This is a genomic window from Neobacillus sp. GCM10027624 (assembly GCF_042675345.1).
Lineage (GTDB): Bacteria > Bacillota > Bacilli > Bacillales > Cytobacillaceae > Neobacillus > Neobacillus cucumis_D.
This window is the reverse complement of record NZ_JBHTHD010000002.1, coordinates 882,851-900,111: the sequence shown is the minus strand read 5'-3', so window position 1 is coordinate 900,111 and position 17,261 is coordinate 882,851. Positions and strand designations below refer to the sequence as shown.

Annotated in this window: 18 protein-coding genes; 17 read left to right on the top strand and 1 reads right to left on the bottom strand. The window is 43.5% G+C overall.

The window, feature by feature from the left end:
- Window positions 1-172 precede the first annotated feature (172 nt).
- The gene (locus tag ACFQZ9_RS04515) at window positions 173-916 is read right to left on the bottom strand and encodes an SDR family NAD(P)-dependent oxidoreductase (protein WP_498942491.1); all 744 of its coding nucleotides are present in this window, start codon (window positions 914-916) and stop codon (window positions 173-175) included.
- 327 nt (window positions 917-1,243) lie between these two features.
- Here ACFQZ9_RS04515 and ACFQZ9_RS04510 point away from each other — a divergent pair, with 327 nt between their 5' ends.
- The 17 genes from ACFQZ9_RS04510 to ACFQZ9_RS04430 all read left to right on the top strand — a co-directional run bounded on the left by ACFQZ9_RS04510 (window position 1,244) and on the right by ACFQZ9_RS04430 (window position 17,240).
- Window positions 1,244-2,269 (top strand): ATP-grasp domain-containing protein, encoded by a 1,026-nt coding sequence (locus tag ACFQZ9_RS04510; RefSeq protein WP_498942489.1) that lies wholly within the window; start codon window positions 1,244-1,246, stop codon window positions 2,267-2,269.
- 338 nt (window positions 2,270-2,607) lie between these two features.
- A complete protein-coding gene (locus ACFQZ9_RS04505) occupies window positions 2,608-3,369 on the top strand; it encodes a FadR/GntR family transcriptional regulator (protein WP_498942488.1) in 762 nt (253 codons plus the stop codon).
- An 84-nt stretch (window positions 3,370-3,453) separates the two neighbouring features.
- Window positions 3,454-3,885: an aconitase X swivel domain-containing protein gene (locus ACFQZ9_RS04500; RefSeq protein WP_498942486.1), complete on the top strand. Its 432-nt coding sequence runs from the start codon at window positions 3,454-3,456 to the stop codon at window positions 3,883-3,885.
- A 157-nt stretch (window positions 3,886-4,042) separates the two neighbouring features.
- Entirely contained in the window at window positions 4,043-5,359 is a 1,317-nt protein-coding gene (locus tag ACFQZ9_RS04495; protein WP_498942484.1) for an aconitase X, read from the top strand.
- A 52-nt stretch (window positions 5,360-5,411) separates the two neighbouring features.
- Window positions 5,412-6,566: a branched-chain amino acid ABC transporter substrate-binding protein gene (locus ACFQZ9_RS04490; RefSeq protein ID WP_498942483.1), complete on the top strand. Its 1,155-nt coding sequence runs from the start codon at window positions 5,412-5,414 to the stop codon at window positions 6,564-6,566.
- A 122-nt stretch (window positions 6,567-6,688) separates the two neighbouring features.
- Window positions 6,689-7,585 (top strand): branched-chain amino acid ABC transporter permease, encoded by an 897-nt coding sequence (locus tag ACFQZ9_RS04485; RefSeq protein WP_198309958.1) that lies wholly within the window; start codon window positions 6,689-6,691, stop codon window positions 7,583-7,585.
- A 3-nt stretch (window positions 7,586-7,588) separates the two neighbouring features.
- Window positions 7,589-8,572: a branched-chain amino acid ABC transporter permease gene (locus ACFQZ9_RS04480; RefSeq protein ID WP_198309959.1), complete on the top strand. Its 984-nt coding sequence runs from the start codon at window positions 7,589-7,591 to the stop codon at window positions 8,570-8,572.
- The gene (locus ACFQZ9_RS04475) at window positions 8,559-9,329 is read left to right on the top strand and encodes an ABC transporter ATP-binding protein (protein ID WP_498942482.1); all 771 of its coding nucleotides are present in this window, start codon (window positions 8,559-8,561) and stop codon (window positions 9,327-9,329) included. The genes ACFQZ9_RS04480 and ACFQZ9_RS04475 overlap by 14 nt, the downstream gene beginning before the upstream one ends.
- Entirely contained in the window at window positions 9,326-10,042 is a 717-nt protein-coding gene (locus ACFQZ9_RS04470) for an ABC transporter ATP-binding protein (RefSeq protein WP_498942481.1), read from the top strand. Before ACFQZ9_RS04475 ends, ACFQZ9_RS04470 begins: the two co-directional genes overlap by 4 nt.
- Window positions 10,043-10,080: 38 nt before the next feature.
- On the top strand, window positions 10,081-10,962 hold the full coding sequence (locus ACFQZ9_RS04465; protein ID WP_198309962.1) for a dihydrodipicolinate synthase family protein: 882 nt from the start codon (window positions 10,081-10,083) through the stop codon (window positions 10,960-10,962).
- A gap of 26 nt (window positions 10,963-10,988) precedes the next feature.
- Window positions 10,989-11,306 carry a (2Fe-2S)-binding protein gene (locus tag ACFQZ9_RS04460; protein WP_232490024.1) on the top strand — a complete coding sequence of 106 codons (318 nt, stop codon included), beginning with the start codon at window positions 10,989-10,991 and terminating at the stop codon, window positions 11,304-11,306.
- Window positions 11,293-11,634: a (2Fe-2S)-binding protein gene (locus tag ACFQZ9_RS04455; RefSeq protein ID WP_198309963.1), complete on the top strand. Its 342-nt coding sequence runs from the start codon at window positions 11,293-11,295 to the stop codon at window positions 11,632-11,634. Before ACFQZ9_RS04460 ends, ACFQZ9_RS04455 begins: the two co-directional genes overlap by 14 nt.
- Window positions 11,631-12,869 carry an NAD(P)/FAD-dependent oxidoreductase gene (locus ACFQZ9_RS04450; RefSeq protein ID WP_498942480.1) on the top strand — a complete coding sequence of 413 codons (1,239 nt, stop codon included), beginning with the start codon at window positions 11,631-11,633 and terminating at the stop codon, window positions 12,867-12,869. Before ACFQZ9_RS04455 ends, ACFQZ9_RS04450 begins: the two co-directional genes overlap by 4 nt.
- A gap of 103 nt (window positions 12,870-12,972) precedes the next feature.
- Window positions 12,973-14,160, top strand: coding sequence for an NAD(P)/FAD-dependent oxidoreductase (locus ACFQZ9_RS04445; RefSeq protein ID WP_498942479.1), 1,188 nt, complete (start codon window positions 12,973-12,975; stop codon window positions 14,158-14,160).
- A 19-nt stretch (window positions 14,161-14,179) separates the two neighbouring features.
- Window positions 14,180-15,202: a proline racemase family protein gene (locus ACFQZ9_RS04440; RefSeq protein ID WP_498942605.1), complete on the top strand. Its 1,023-nt coding sequence runs from the start codon at window positions 14,180-14,182 to the stop codon at window positions 15,200-15,202.
- Window positions 15,203-15,215: 13 nt separating this feature from the next.
- The gene (locus ACFQZ9_RS04435; RefSeq protein WP_498942478.1) at window positions 15,216-16,220 is read left to right on the top strand and encodes a proline racemase family protein; all 1,005 of its coding nucleotides are present in this window, start codon (window positions 15,216-15,218) and stop codon (window positions 16,218-16,220) included.
- Window positions 16,221-16,256: 36 nt separating this feature from the next.
- The gene (locus tag ACFQZ9_RS04430; RefSeq protein ID WP_498942477.1) at window positions 16,257-17,240 is read left to right on the top strand and encodes an NAD(P)-binding domain-containing protein; all 984 of its coding nucleotides are present in this window, start codon (window positions 16,257-16,259) and stop codon (window positions 17,238-17,240) included.
- The last annotated feature ends 21 nt before the right edge of the window (window positions 17,241-17,261 follow it).

The window sequence follows — 17,261 nt, the reverse complement described above, 5'->3', positions numbered from 1 at the left end:
GGTGACAAAATAAGGTGACAGGCACCGTTCGTGGACAAACTGCTGAATTTGTCCATGTGGGATGGACAGTGATGGTCACAGGTATAGATAAAAGCTTGGCAAATGTAAAAGGACGTAAACTGGTTAAATCGTTTACGTCCTTTATTTTTAACAAATGGACCTGGCAGGGTTCTTATTGAGCTGTGTATCCGCCGTCTACTAAAAGATTGGAGCCGGTTACAAAGCTTGCATCATCAGAGGCAAGGAAGACTACTGCCTTCGCAATTTCCTCTGGTTTACCGAGGCGCCCGATTGGATGAAGGGAAATTAAGTGGTTTTTCATTGCCTCATCCAACTGATTAAGGAGTGGTGTTTCAATATATCCCGGGCAAACGGCATTAACCCGAATATTTTCCTTCGCATACTCGACAGCCAAGGTTCTTGTAAGATTGACAACAGCCCCTTTTGAGGCAGTATAAGGAGCCGTTTGTGCCTGACCGACATGTCCTAAAATAGAAGCGGTATTCACGATGCTCCCGCCGCCATTCTTTTGCATCGCTTTAATGGCATGTTTGGCAGCCAAAAAGACTCCATCTAAATTAATCGACAGCACTTTCCGCCATTCCTCGAATGGGAGTTCAGCAGAAGGGCTTAACGAACCAATACCCGCATTATTAAAAAGAATATCAAGCTTTCCAAATTCAGAAACGGCAAATTCAATCATGTTTTCGACTTGGTCTTCCTTCGTAACATCCACATGAATATAGGCAACCTGCCGTTCTTCTTGATTCAGTTCCTGGACCAATTTACTGCCTAGGTCATCATTTAAATCAGCAATAACAACCCTTGCCCCTTCTTCTACCATTTCTCTAACCGTAAACTCTCCAATTCCACTGGCTCCCCCAGTTACAACAGCTACTTTTCCAGCAAGTTTCATAACTTAGTTTCCCCCTCATTTTGGATTGGTAACGCTTACTAACAGATGTATAATTTCAGAAAAGTATTTATTTTCTGATTTTATTAAATATTATAGAACTGATTAAGCCTAGGCTCAATACTTTTGCATGGAAAATAATAGAATAAGTGTGACGATTTTTTGAAGATTTAATTGGGTGGATCGAACGTAAATGCTTGGCACTCGTTAAAAGTCTCTAAAATTTCATATGTGTATTTATTTTTCTGGAATAATTGTTGGACGTATAAATTTCTTTTTGGATACCTATAATGGAAAAGGTTTTACAAAACATCCAGAAAGAGGTTTCAGATGAATATTTGGTTTAATCGCTGGTTTACGACAGTTTCTCACTATATCGATATGATCCGTGAGAATCCGGACCAGCGGAAGTTTATGATTTATGGCACTCATCCAAATAAGGATGCCCTTTATTTACAGAATTGTGACTTCGCTTTTATCGAGCCGGATGTTTCCGGTGAGGAATATATTCAGTTTTGTCTCGGGTTTTGTAAACAGCATAAAATTGATATTTTTATTCCTCGAAAGGAAAATGTATTGATTTCTAAACGGCTTACGCTATTTGATGAGTTGGGTGTAAGGGTTCTGGTTTGTCCTAATGCTGAATTAATGGAAATGATGGATAATAAAGCAGCAGCCTATCAATCCATTGAGAATAGTGAAAAAAATGGAAAACCGTTGATTTCAATTCCTGATTATTTCGTGGTAAATACAGTGGATTCTTTTAAACAGGCGTTTGAAGGGCTCCGGAAAAAGGGGCATACCGTTTGCTTTAAACCAGTTATCGGTGAGGGTGCGAATGGTTTTCGGGTGATTCGAGAGGAAAATGACACCATTGAGCAGCTTCTTTATCATGGAATGGGTCGTCGAATTCCTTTTCAGTATGCATGCGAAATTCTGGGCCAAAGTGGGACGTTTCCTGAACTAATGGTTTTGGAGTATTTGGACGGTCCCGAATATAGCATTGATTGTTTGGCAACGGAGGAAAAGTTAATCGCTGCTATTCCGCGGTTAAAAGGTTCAGGAAGAGTCCGGGAGCTTGTTGAACATTTTGAGCTTATTCAAATGGCTCATGCATTCCATAACGAGTATAAATTGCCATATGTGTTTAATATTCAGGTGAAATATAACGAAGGTGTGCCAAAATTATTGGAAATCAATCCGCGGATGAGCGGGGGGATGCATTACAGCTGTCTTTCCGGGATCAATATGCCATACCTTGCCATCAAAATCCTGTTAGGTGAAGAAATCGAGCTAGTGAAACCTAGATTTGGGATTAGGGCTAGTTATATTGAAAAAGAAATGATTATTGAATAACGGAAAACCTGCCATTCCTTAGAAGTGGTAGGTTTTTTACTTATAGAGGTCACAATTCTAAGAGTTTACTTTCCACACTACAAAGTACAAAAGCCCGTTTAGAAAGTGTCCACCCGTAAAAGACATTTCAGTCGATTTGTCCACGAACGGTGACAGGCACCGCACTTTTGGCACCGTACTCTTTTCGTCAAAACGAGTCAAAACTAGTCAAAACATCACAAAATAACACGCTAGTTTTAGTGTTTGGTTAATAATATAATGTGGTTAAAGGTTCGACCATTAGACGTTCCAATCTTTAATTTAGGTCGAAATTCATTATGGAGGGAGGGATTTTTGGCGTGGATGAAGAGGAAAACATCCAGTTTGCCAGCGTTTTTAATAAAGTTCAACCAGTTAGAGGTTTTGAGGATGTTCTCACTCAAATCTATAATGCAATTTATAGTAATCAATTAAAAACCGGTGATCGGCTTCCAAGCGAACGTGAAATGGCCAGTATGTTTGAAGTAAGCCGGACGACCATTCGCGAAGCAATAAGAGTACTTGAGGCAGAACAGGTAGTAGAAGTCAAAAGAGGCGTGAACGGTGGCATTAGTATAATAGAACCTAAACCCGACCAGCTGGCCCGTTCGTTAGAAACCTTACTTCACTTTCGTGGAGCAACCTTTACAGAGCTTGCCGAATTTCGCACCGATTTTGAAGGAAAAACAGCCTTTTTGGCAGCACAAAGAGCAACCCAAATCGAGACCGACCAAATCACCCTCATTGCCAAAAAATTCAAAGAACTTTCAAGTGATTCCAATACCCCTTGGGAGCAATTAATCGACCTAGACCTTGCGATGCATGAAGCAGTGGCGTATGCCTCAAAAAACCAAATACATATTGCCATTATGCTTGGAATTCAAAGTGTTCTACGAAAGACAGCATTAAGTTTAGAAAGCGGTAACGACCAAAAATTTCGTGAAAAACAAGCAATAGAGATAATGGAAATTGCACAAGCCATTCAAAACCGTGATGCGAACACGGCCAAATTAAAAATGTCAGAACACGTCGAGGGAAATATTACATCGAAAATGAACCAAAGTCTCACTGATTTGAAATGATTATCAGTCTCCTTCATTCCATCATGTTTTATTAAAAACATCTCCGAGTCAACACCCTTAACAATAAGCAAAGGGGTTGTATATATGTCTTCTAGTAAACTCCTTATAAAAAAAGGCCAGGTCCTGGTAGACGGACAATCCGAAGGACCGGTTTTATCCACTAATGTTCCCCTAAGCTTTTGGGGTGGACTAAATCCAGCAACAGGGGAAATTATTGACCGACATCATCCGTTATCCAAGGAAAATGTAACAGGTAAGGTATTTGTTTTACCGACAGGAAGAGGTTCCTGTACAGGAAGCGGGATCCTTCTCGAAGCGATTTTTTCTGAGCACGCACCCGCAGCCATTCTACTATGTCAGCTAGACGAGATTATTTCGCTCGGTTCTATCGTTGCTGATGAATTTTTGCAAAAATCCATCCCGATTATTGTCTTAACTCTCAAAGATTTTGAAGATGCGTTAAAAGCGAAATACGCTTTTATCGATAAAGCAGGAAAGGTAGAATTGCAAATCTAGACCGTCACTAACAAGGCATTTCGCATTCCAACTATCAGAAAACCGAGCTCCAACTGGCGGTTAGCGCTCACATCTACCTACAAGATCACAAAATATTCTGAATGGGGGTGGTTAAAGGATAAACATAAGCCCAGATTATAATTGGCAGGTGTCAAAAATGCAGGTTGAAGTGACGAAAAAAGATCGAAGTATCCTTGAAGGAAATGAAGGTAAAGCAAAGCAGTTAGCCATGCGGGTAATAGTCCGAATGGCAGAAATTCAAGGGGCGAAAAAGCTAATTGACATTCAGTGTGCACACATTGATGGCTGCATTTATACCGGACCGGCAAGCCTTCATTTTGCTGAAACATTGGCTGAATTGGGTGGGAAGGTCACCGTTCCGACGACAATGAATGCCATCTCCATTGACCGAAAACGCTGGAAGGAACAGGGGGTCGAGGCGGAATGGGCAAACTCCGCTCAAAGACTTGCTGATGCTTATCTTCAGATGGGAGCAAAGCCAACCTTTACCTGCGCCCCATATCTGTTGCCGGAAAAACCACAAAAAGGAATGGATATCGCCTGGGCAGAATCAAATGCCGTCGTCTATGCCAATAGTGTCCTTGGAGCAAAAACAAACCGCTATGGAGATTTGATGGATATTTGTGCTGCTATAACCGGCCGGGTTCCCTTAACAGGTCTTCATCTTGAGGATAACAGAAAAGGCACCATTTTAATCGATGTGGAGGAGATTCAAGAGATAGACTCCTTCTTCTATCCAGTGTTTGGTTATCTTGTAGGTCAAAGGGTAAATGGCGGTGTACCTGTGATTGTCGGTCTAAACCATATCCCATCAGCCGATGATTTAAAGGCCTTTGGAGCTGCTGCTGCAACAGCCGGTTCAGTAGGAATGTTTCATATTGTCGGAATTACACCTGAAGCACAAACGGTGGAAAATGCAATGGGCAATAAACCTCCAGCTTCCATACATAAAGTGTCAAAAGCAGAACTACAGGAAGTGTGGAAGAAGCTATCTTCCGGAGCAGGAGAAAAGGTTGATATGATCACACTTGGAAGTCCGCATTTTTCCTATGATGAATGCAAGCTTTTGGCAGAAATAATTGAACAGGAAGCAGAACAAGCAGAACAAGCAGAACAAGCACAGTCCATATTCAAAAAAAAATCTCCATTAAAAGTCCAGTCAGAATTCATCATCACGACCTCCCAATACGTTTATGAACAAGCCCTCAACAACGGTGTAGCCGCTAGAATTGAAAACTTTGGAATAAAATTCTTGACGGATACTTGTTTATGTATGATTAACACCCCAGTGATTCCGGATAAATGTCAAACATTAATGACCAACTCTGCGAAATATGCGCACTATGCTCCTGGACTTGTTAATCGCAAGATTTATTTTAGTAGCATAAAAGATTGCGTACATTCTGCAATCGTGGGCAGACCGATCATTAGCCGACCAAAGTGGCTCTATTAGGTAATGAAACCGTTTCCAAATCAATTTTGTTAAAAGAAAGGGGATATTTTGAATGAGTAAATGGCTTTCACGGTTAGGATTACTAGTAATCGTCATGATGATGATTACCGCCTGTTCCTCGAAAACGGGAGGATCAGATTCCTCTGATGGCAATAACAAAGGCGGCGAAATATTGATTGGAACGCTAACTCCAATCACCGGTTCGAGTGCAAAAATGGGTGAGGACATGAACAATGCGATTCAAATGGCTGCCGATGAAATCAATGCTGCCGGCGGTATCAACGGGAAGAAAATCAAACTTGTTAAAGAGGACGAAGGCTGTGACCCGCAAATTGCCACAGCCGGTGCCAACAAACTTGTATCAAAGGATGTCGTAGCAGTTGTCGGTGGTTACTGCTCCGGTGCCGTTCTGCCGGCATCAGGTGTTATGAACCAAGCAAATACCCCATGGATTTTAACAGCTGCAAACTCTGCGAAAATTCCTGAGCAAGGCTTCAAAGATATTTTTCTATTAAATAGTACCGCGCCGGCGCAGGCTAAATCTGCTGCTGAATATATGGTAAGCAAACTAGGCGCTAAAAAAATCGCGATTATCAATGATAATTCTGCGTATGCAGTTGACCTAGCCGAAAGAACAAGAGATGAAGTAAAAGGAATGGGTGCAAAGGTCATCGCATTTGACGCGGTCAATCCAGAGGAAAAAGATTTTAATTCGCTCATGACGAAATTGAAGGAACTTAAACCAGATGCAACCTACTGGACTGGTTACTATAATGTCGGCGGACTTTTGGCAAAACAATTTAAGCAAGCCGGCGTTTCCGGTGTCTTTGGCGTAGGTGATGGCTCGAACGATCCAACGATTATTAAAATCGCTGGTCCAGAAAATGCTGAAGGGTTATTTGTAACGACTACTCCAACACCGCAGTTCCAAGAAAGTGCAAAGGATTGGATTCCAAAATATAAAGAAAAATTTGGTGTGGATCCAGGACCATACTCTGCGATTTCTTATGATGGGATGAAAGTCATGGCGGATGCAATCAAACGTGCGGGCTCAACTGATAAGGATAAAATTATCAAAGCTCTTAGCGAAACGGATGGATTTGAAACGTTCAGCGGTCCATTGAAGTTTAAGGAAAATGGAGAGACTGCCACTTCTAACTTTGTTGTATTAATTGTTAAAAATGGTCAAATGACATTGGCACAATAAAAGCGGAATACGCCTGTTCGGTATCGGGGCTTGTCAGTTATCGAAGTTCAACGATTTAAAATCGGATATAGGGGTGTCCCGGGTTAAAAACCGGGATTCCCTACAATGAAAGGGGGATCCAGATGGATATATTTATACAACAATGTATAAATGCGATCATCATTGGCTGTTTTTATAGCTTAATTGCCTTAGGTTATACGATGGTGTTCGGTGTCATCAGGCTATTGAACTTTGCTCATGGCGATATATTTATGGTAGGATCTTTTGTCGGCTTCACCGTGCTATCTTTTTTGACGGGTATGCCAAGTTTACTAGGTTTAGGGTTAGCCCTATTAATTTCGATGGTTGTGATCGGATTATTTGGTGTAGTAGTTGAAAGAATTGCCTATCGGCCTTTATTTAATGCATCTTCACGTCTGGCCGTTTTAATTACAGCCGTCGGGGTCTCGTTATTTTTACAAAATGGAATCATGCTTACCTATGGAGCTAGTTTTCGCGTCTATCCTATTCATCTATCAAATAAAGGGTTCAGTATCCTCGGAGCAAATCTATCCTACATGCAATTGGGCATTATTATCTTCTCTATTTTCATGATGGTTGCATTACATATTTTTATTCACAAAACATTGTACGGAAAAGCAATGCGATCGATTGCTATTGATTCGACAGCTACGTCCTTAATGGGGATTGCCGTTCACCGCGTCATTGCGATGACGTTCTTCATCGGTTCCTCACTTGCTGCCGCAGCAGGAGTGATGGACGGGGTTTATTATGGACAAATCAATTTCCTCATGGGGTTTATCATTGGTTTAAAAGCCTTCACAGCAGCGGTAATCGGCGGAATTGGCAGTATCAAAGGAGCGATGCTTGGCGGATTGCTGCTTGGAATTGTTGAAACCATTGGAACTGTATATGTAGGAAGCGCCTGGAAGGATGTTTTTGCCTTTGGAATCTTGATTCTGTTACTCGTCTTTAAACCAACGGGAATCCTTGGTGAGAATGAAGTGGAAAGGGTGTAGCTTATGGACAAGACAGTTCAAAAAAACTATTTGAAAATAGCAGCCCTTGGTGTCCTCGTTTTCGTGATGGCATGTCTGCCCTTAATTTCAGACAATTATTGGATTGATGTTGCACTGATGGCACTGATTTATATCATTCTTGCATTAGGTTTAAACATTGTCGTTGGTTATTGCGGTTTGCTTGATTTAGGGTTTTCGGCCTTTTTTGCAGTGGGTGCTTACACAACGGGAATTTTAATGACACAATACCATCTATCCTTTTGGATTTCGATAATTGCTTCTGCGATTTTATCTGCAATTGCAGGCGTGATTATCGGTGCACCTACACTTCGCCTCAGAAGTGATTATCTAGCGATTGTCACATTAGGGTTTGGTGAAATTGTCCGGATTTCCGCCATCAATCTTCATTTTACCGGCGGTGCATCCGGAATTTATGGGATTCCAAAGCCATCCATTGGTTCCTTCCAATTAACAGGTCTTACAGGGGTTTATTATCTGGCATTTGTATCTGTTATTTTAATGATCTTTATTGTCAGAAGACTAGGAGATTCACGATTAGGCAGGGCCTGGAAATATATTCGCGAGGACGAAGATGCAGCGGAAGCAATGGGGATTAACCGTTGGAGGACAAAACTATTAGCCTATATTTTTGGAGCAATAGTCGGCGGCTTTGGCGGATCAATTTTTGCGGTAAAAATGACGGCGATTTCTCCGCAGAGTTTTAGCTTTAACCAATCAGCGATGATTTTATTAGCTGTAGTTCTGGGAGGTATAGGCAGAATTCCAGGTGTGGTGTTAGGTGCAGTATTTGTCATTCTCCTTCCGGAAGTGATGCGTGATTTTTCCGACTGGCGTCTGCTGATCTTTGGCGGGCTCCTCGTGGTCATGATGATTTTCCGTCCGGAAGGAATATGGCCCTCCGCTAAGGAAAGGGCATCGGCTTCAGCAGGAAAAGAAACGGGGGCGGATCGCCATGTCGCTGGTTAGTATCGAAAATGTAACCTTGCAGTTCGGTGGCCTGAAGGCGGTTGATGATGTCAGTTTTACGATTGAAAAAGGTAAAATTATTGGGCTTGTTGGACCGAACGGAGCTGGAAAAACCTCGATGTTCAACATCATTACCGGGTTCTACAAACCTAGCAAAGGAAATATCATTTTTGATGGTAATAATATTGTCCGGAAAAAGCCGAGTAAAATCACCGAATTGGGCATGGCTCGAACCTTTCAAAATATCCGTCTTTTTCCGTCGTTGACGGTTCTTGAAAATGTGATGAGCGGGATGCATAGCAAAACAAGACAGGGCTATCTTGGAGCTATTTTCCGTACACCTGCCCAAAGAAAAGAAGAAGAATTAATTAAAGCCGTTGCGGAATCGGCAATGGAATTTGTCGGAGTGAGTGAATATGCAAACCGTCACGCGAAAAATCTGCCATATGGGCTGCAACGGAAGGTGGAAATTGCCAGAGCCCTTGCCTCGCAGCCGAAGCTGTTGCTGCTTGATGAACCCGCTGCAGGGCTGAATAAAGGGGAACGGGAAGAACTGATTAAGCTGATTCAACGAATTCATAAGGAATATGACCTGACGATTTTTATCATCGAACATGATATTGGCCTTGTTAGTAAATTAGCCGACAATGTAACGGTTTTGGATTATGGGAAAAAAATTGCCGATGGCAGTCCGGAAGAAGTCTTCCAAAATCAACTTGTGATTGAAGCCTATTTAGGAAAGGAGGACGATGAATGAGCGCTCCCGTCTTAGAATTGAAGAATGTAGATTCTTATTATGGAAAAATTCAGGCACTAGAACGGGTGAGTGCCGCCATCTATCCTGGAGAAATTGTGACGATGCTTGGCAGTAACGGTGCCGGAAAAAGCACCCTGCTGAAAACCATTTCCGGTCTCGTGAAAACCCAAAACGGTTCGATTACTTTTTTAGGGCAAGAAATCACGAAATTACGTCCACATGAAATAGTTGAACTGGGTATTGTCCATGTTCCGGAGGGCAGACGGATTTTCGGCACAATGACCGTTCTGGAAAACCTGGAACTAGGTGGCTTTACCCAAAGAAAGAAAAAAGGACATATAAAGGATAATGTGGAGAATATTTTTGAGCTGTTTCCCCGTCTGAAGGAGCGGGCGAAACAAAAGGCCGGCACGTTGTCCGGCGGGGAACAGCAAATGCTGGCGATTGGCCGAGGATTGATGGTGGAGCCGAAGCTGTTGATGCTCGATGAACCATCAATGGGGCTCGCGCCGATTATTGTCAAAGAAATTATGAAGATTATCCGCAATATCAATAACCAGGGAACAACGATTTTGCTGGTTGAACAGAATGCGCGAGCCGCTTTGAAGCTAGCGACAAGGGGTTATGTGTTGGAAACGGGCTCGGTGACGATGGAGGGTTCTGCTGCGGAACTGCAAGAAGATAGTAAAGTGGTTAATGCTTATTTAGCATAAAATAAAAATTTTTACGGGTTTGAGAGGAGAATGTAGAAATGGCAAAGTTTTCAGGAGTTTATGTCGCGATTATTACTCCATTTACAAAGGAATATCAAGTTGATTATAAGCGATTGGAGGAGCATGTCGATTGGCTAATTAAGGAAGGTGTTCACGGAATTATCCCAGCAGGATCGGTTGGGGAATATGCATCGCTGACTCCTGAGGAGAGGGCAAAGGTTATTGAAACCGTCATTGCTGCGGCAAATGGAAGAGTGCCAGTTGTTGTCGGCACGGGTGCGCCGTCTACTGATCAGGCAGCAGGCTGGGCTCGTCATGCAAAAGCTGCTGGTGCGGCCGGGATTATGGCACTGCCTCCGATTAACTATAATCCGACTGAAGCGGAAATTTTTGCTCATTATGAAGCCCTATCCGAGGTGGGTATTCCCATTATTGCCTACAACAATCCACATGATTACAAAGTTGATTTAACACCGGATTTACTAAAAAAACTATCGGCGATTGAAAATGTGGTTGCCGTAAAAGAATTTTCGGGAGATATCCGCCGTGTACATGATATTTTAGCTAAAACTGACTTAGAAGTAATGATTGGTGTAGACGATTTAGCTATGGAAGGACCGATTGCCGGAGCAACTGGCTGGATTGCCGGATTCCCAAATGTTTTTCCGAGAGAAGGGGTACGAATATTTGAATTGGCTGCCCAAGGAAGGGTAAAAGAAGCGCTGGAACTCTATCGGCCATCACTGCCTCTGTATCATTATGATGCAAAACCACAGCTTGTTCAGGCGATTAAATATTCGATGGAACTTGCCGGCAGACCGGTGGGACCAACTCGTCCGCCAAGAATGCCGCTGCCTGAGAGTGAGCTTCAAAAAATTAAAGAAGCGTTCGAACAGGCGGTCAGTGTGAAGGTGAATTAATTTTGAGGATTTAAGGGGGAGGTAATTTGTCCCCCTATATTCATTGGAAAGCTGGTGTTTTTTTGGAGAAACCGAAAACGGTGGTCTGCCGCTGTGAAGAAGTATATTTGGAGGATTTAATAGAAACAGTTCAGATGCACGGGTGTTCCTCTAGGGAACTAAAACTCCGGACAAGAGCTGGAATGGGGTATTGCGGCGGGCGGACCTGCCGCAACCTAATTGATCGGATTGTTGAAAAACAAACGGGGAAAGAGCAGCCAAACGATATTCCTTTAAGTTTTCAGCCGCCTGTCCGTCCAATTCAATTTTTTATGATTGGGAATGATTCGAATGGAAAAGAATAATCGGGTGGTCCATCATCCTATTCTAGGAGAATTAAAGATTAAAGGTCTAGTGAATTTTACGTTTAACGATCAGGTATTTAGTGGATTGGAGGGAGAAACGATTGCAGCGGCCCTTTTGGCCAGCGGTGTTCGAACATTACGATGCCAGGAGGAGACGGGTACGCCGCGCGGCATCTATTGTAATATCGGCCATTGTTATGAATGTCGGGTTCAAGTGGATGGTAGGATGGGGGTTCGGGCTTGTTTAACCCCAATTCGAAATGGCATGAAAGTCCATTCGGGAGAAAAGCTGCCTACTCCTTTTAAGAAAGAGGGCGATGCCTTGTGAGGGATGTTCTTATTGTTGGAGCGGGACCAGCAGGTATTTCGGCAGCGATTGTCTGTGCACGTGCTGGAATAAAAGTGAAGGTGGTCGATGAATTCTTCCAACCCGGCGGCAGGCTGCTCGGTCAATTGCATGAAGAACCGGATGGTACTTGGTGGAATGGAATCGAAAAGGCTGAACGTCTGATTTCGGAAGCTCGTGATTTGGGTGTTGAATTTGATATGGGTGTTTCGGTTTATAACCTTAAACGGTCGGGAGACGAATGGAAAGTATACACCACAAAGGAAACAATAAGGGCAAAAGCATTGCTGCTGGCGACGGGTGCGGCAGAAACGGCACTGCCGATTGCCGGTTGGACCTTGCCGGGAGTAATGTCAATCGGTGCGGCCCAGGTGATGACGAATGTGCATCGGGTACGTCCGGGACAGCTGGGAGTCATTGTTGGGGTTAATATTTTATCTACTGCAATTGCCCGTGAGTTGGAATTAGCTGGGGTTGAAATTGATTCAATGATGCTTCCTGTGAAAAGTCTGATTACCGAAGAGGACGGAGACCCGGGCAAGGTAATGGATTCGCTACTACGTGTTGCCCATCTCGCCCCGTCCAAATTTCTTCGCTTTGGCAGCGGATTGATGAAATCGCCGTCGATGAAACGGTTGGGGTTAAAATTTTACCCGAAAAATGGTTTTCGCGTTTGGGGAATTCCAGTCAAGCTTCGGCAGGCTGCGGTGGAAATTGTTGGATCAGAGCAGGTTGAAGGAGTTCGAGTGGTAGATATTGATTTGGATGGAAATCCGGTTGAAGGCACTGAACGATTGATTGAAGCAGATTTTGTTTGTGTTGCTGGCGGCTTGTATCCACTTGTGGAATTAGCAGCTTTGGCCGGATGTTCTTTCCGTTATGTGGAGGAACTCGGTGGGCATGTTCCAGTTCATAGTGAAAAAATGAAAACAGGTCTAAAAGGGCTATATGTTGCCGGGAACATTACCGGAATTGAAAGTGCAAAAGTAGCGATGGCCCAGGGGGAGGTAGCCGGTTTTTCGATTGCGGAGGAGTTACTAGGGACTCTATCATACGAGGAGCCGATAAGGGCAGCCCTCGAGAAGGTGGAGGCAACCAGGCAAAAAGCCGTCATTCAATTTCATCCCGGGATTGAAAAAGGCAGAGAGCAGATGGAAATGGCTTTTAAGGTTTGGGAGGCTGAAACGGGGAATCAGTTATATGTGAAAAAGGGGTAACTAATTGCAAAATAGGAGGCATCGCAGATAAAACCCGAAGTATCGCAGATAAGAGTCGTTTTTGCGCAGATAAATATAAAAGTTTTTCAAAAGAGGGATAACCATGAAAACACATTCAGAGGTTGTAATTATCGGGGGCGGGGTTATCGGGGCCGCGATTGCCTACTATACTTCAAAACTAGGATTCGAAGTGACGGTGATTGAAAAAAATGAATTGGCCAGCGGTACCTCCTCTCGTTGTGACGGTAATATTTTAGCTATTGACAAAGACCCGGGTTTTGATTCGGAAATGTCCCTACATAGTCAAAAATTAGTCCATGAATTAAGCGGGGAGCTGCCATCAGAGTTTGAATACCGTGCACCGGGAAGCATTCTTGTCTGTGAAACGGAAGAAGAAATGTTGGCCGCCGAAAAATGGGTGGATCGCCAAAATAAAACCGGAGTACCAATGCGTCTGCTTGACCGGGAGGATATCAGACAGGATTCAGTCTACTTTGCCGACGATCTTTTAGGCGGATTGGAATGTCCCTCCGACTCAACCGTAAATCCGTATCTACTAACCTATGCATTATTTGAAGGGGCGCAAAAATTCGGTGCTAGGATAGTAAAAAATACCGAAGTCAGGGGCGTAAATAAAGTGCTGGCAGATGATATTTTTCATGTTTCAACCTCAAATGGCGATTTCACTGCTAAAAAAGTCGTCAATGCCGGTGGGATTTGGGCACCAAAACTGGCTGAAATGGTTGGGATAGAAATTCCTATCCAGCCGCGTAAGGGCCATATCATTGTAGCTTCTCGTAATCTCCCAATTGGACTCAGAAAAGTAATGGAATTTGGTTACCTGCTATCCAAATTTGGCGGGGAGAGGAAGGTCGATGCTGAAACGGAAAAATACGGGGTAGCTTTGGTATTCGAACCAACTGTCAGTCAAAACTTTTTAATTGGAAGCAGCCGGCAATTCGTCGGGTTTAATACAAAGGTTGATATGGATGTCGTCCATTGTATTGCACGGAGAGCCATTCGATTTTATCCCAAACTGAAGGAAATGAATTTTATCCGGGCCTATGCAGGACTTCGCCCATGGACTCCGGATCACTTACCGGTGATTTCTCATGTCGAGGAAGTTCCCGGTTACTATATTGCGGCCGGTCATGAGGGGGATGGTATTAGTCTTGCAGCAGTTACCGGCAAGTTGATTTCCGAAATGATAGAAGGGCGTGAAAAAACGATTATCCCGGTTGAACCGCTACGGCATGATCGGTTTACACCATCATTCACCCTTAAACATTAGAAAAGAGGTGGCATAGATGATTTCGGCGAAAAAAATGTTTACGACGATTGACACACATACCGGCGGGAATCCAACACGCACGGTAACAAGCGGTGTTCCAAAGCTGACTGGCAACACCATGTCAGAAAAAATGCTGCAAATGAAAAACGAGTATGACTGGATTCGTAAATTTTTAATGAATGAACCGCGGGGACATGGGGTTATGTCGGGTGCATTACTAACTGACCCATGTCACCCTGATGCGGACGTCGGTGTTATTTTTATCGAAACCGGCGGCTATTTACCGATGTGCGGCCATGACACGATTGGCGTTTGTACCGCGTTAATCGAATCGGGAATGGTGGAAGCTGCTGAGCCGGTCACTTACATTACATTGGACACACCGGCAGGCTTGGTCAAAACGGAGATCCAAGTAGAAAATGGCAAGGCAAAGCAGGTTACATTTCGAAATATAGAGTCTTTCTTATATAAATCGATAAAGGTTGAGGTAGAAGGTTTTGGTGAAATCGATTGTGATATTGCCTACGGCGGCAATTTTTACGGGATTTTGGACGCAAGGAAGCTAAATTTGGAACTGACCCCTTCAAATGCTTCTAAGATTATTGAAAAAGCAATCAAGATTCGGAAAACAATTAATCAGCAGAATGAAATTGTCCACCCTGTTTTTCCGTTTATCCGCGGCTTGACCCATATTGAATTTTATACCGATCCGGTTCATCGGGATGCCGATTTGAAAAATACAGTTGTGGTGCCTCCGGGTGGAATTGACCGCTCTCCATGCGGAACGGGGACTTCAGCAAAATTAGCTGTACTGTTCAATAAAGGAGATTTGGCCGTAGGTGAAGAATTTGTTCATGAAAGCATCGTCGGTTCATTATTTAAGGCACGAATTTTGGAAACAAGTGAGGTTCAGGGCTATCCGGCAGTTATTCCGGAAATAACAGGATCGGCATGGTTGATGGGTTTCCATACTTTCCTTTATAACGAAGAAGACGAATTAAATGAAGGATTTTTATTAATTCCGTCAGCGGAGGATCATTAAGGGGGAGAGATCGGTGAAGTTTACGAAGCATTTTTCAACCGTTGATATGCACACGGGCGGTGAGCCATTTCGAATCATTACATCAGGTGTTCCCTTTTTAAAAGGGGATACCATTTTGGAAAAACGTGCTTATTTTAAAAAATATCACGATGAAGTTCGTCGGGTGTTGATGTTTGAACCGAGGGGCCATCATGGGATGTACGGCTGCGTAATCACCCCGCCGGAACGAGAGGATTCCGATTTCGGTATTCTATTTATGCATAATGAAGGGCTTAGTACGATGTGCGGACATGGAACGATTGCTGCCGTAACATATGCAATTGAAAGCGGGCTGGTTGCGGCAACGGGTGAGGAAACACGTGTGGTAATCGACAGCCCTGCCGGGAAGCTGACAGCCTATGCCCAGTGTGAGGGAACAAAAGTAAAGTCCGTATCCTTTGAAAATGTTCCATCCTTTGTTTTTTATGAAAACTCCCCTGTCGTGGTGAATGGGAAAAATTATACGGTTGATATTGCCTATGGTGGCGCTTTTTATGCGATCGTCGATGCAAAGGAATTTGGTCAGAAAGTCGATATCGACCATCTCGCTACATTACAAAAAATTGGTATGGAGATTAAGCGTGAACTTGAATCGTCCATTGAGGTTGTTCATCCATTTGAAAAGGATATAAACGGAATTTACGGGGTTATTTTTACAGATGAGCACGAGCTTGAAGATTCCGATTCACGCAATGTAACGATTTTTGCCGATGGACAGGTTGACCGCTCCCCATGCGGAAGCGGGACGGGTGCACGTGTAGCGCTTTTGAAGCAAAAAGGCCTGCTTCAGAAAGGCCAGCAATTTGTCCATGAGAGTATTGTGAACAGTCAATTTGTCGCGGAAATAATTGAAGAAACAGAATTTGGTCCTTATTCAGCGGTCATTCCGAAAATTACGGGTAACGCCTTTATTACCGGTATGCACCAGTTTGTTGTTGATCCAACAGACCCATTAAGCGGAGGTTTTTTAATAGGATAAGAGACTGCTTGAATTGGAAGAAATGGAGGGTAGAGGATGTTAGTTATAAGTGAAGAAGAAATAAAAAAAGCAATTGCCATGGAAGATGTGATGAAGGCAGTAGAGGTGGCACTTGTTGAATATTCAGAGGGAAGAACAGTTACACCGGTTCGCACGGCAATTAACACTTCACAAACGGAGGGGACGGCCTTATTCATGCCATCCTTGGTGGAATCCGGAGGAGGTCTTGGGGTAAAATTCGTCTCCGTTTTTCCAAAAAATAAGGACAAAACCATTTACGGTGTCATGGTTTTATCCGATGTAGAAACCGGGGAGCCGTTAGCTTTAATGGAATCTTCTTCCTTAACGGTTTTGAGGACCGGTGCGGCTTCCGGTCTGGCAACGAAGTATCTTGCTAAGGAGAATGCGTTGGTGCTGGGGGTGATAGGGACCGGGAGCCAGGCAAGAGGATTGATTGAAGCGATCTTACATGTTCGGCCTTCGATTAGGGAAATTCGCTTATATAATCGCACGAAGTCAAAAGCATCTGTACTGGCTGAGGAATTAAAGGCTCGCTACCAGGATCAGTGTCCAGAGATTTTTATTGCGGACGAAGCAGATGAGGCAGTATGCGGTGCCGATATTATTGTAACGGCGACTACTTCCGAAAGGCCTGTTTTTTCCGCTGAAAGTGTTGCGCTCGGTGTACATATTAACGGGGTGGGATCCTTTAAGCCAAGCATGCAGGAAATACCAACAGAAATTATTACAAGTGCTACAAAAGTAGTGGTCGAAGCCAAGGAAGCTGCATTGGAGGAATGCGGTGATTTAATCAATCCAATTGAAGCGGGACTTTTTCAAGCAGATGATCTTTATGGAGAATTGGGCGAAATCATTAATGGTATGAGATCTGGGAGAGAATCCAATGAAGAAATTACCGTTTTTAAATCAGTAGGTTTAGCTGCGATGGATGTGGTCGTCGCAAAGGCGATTTATGATAAGGCTTTGGAATTGGGGATCGGTCAAAAAGTAAAACTTTAATATTTTAATAGGTGGTGTTTT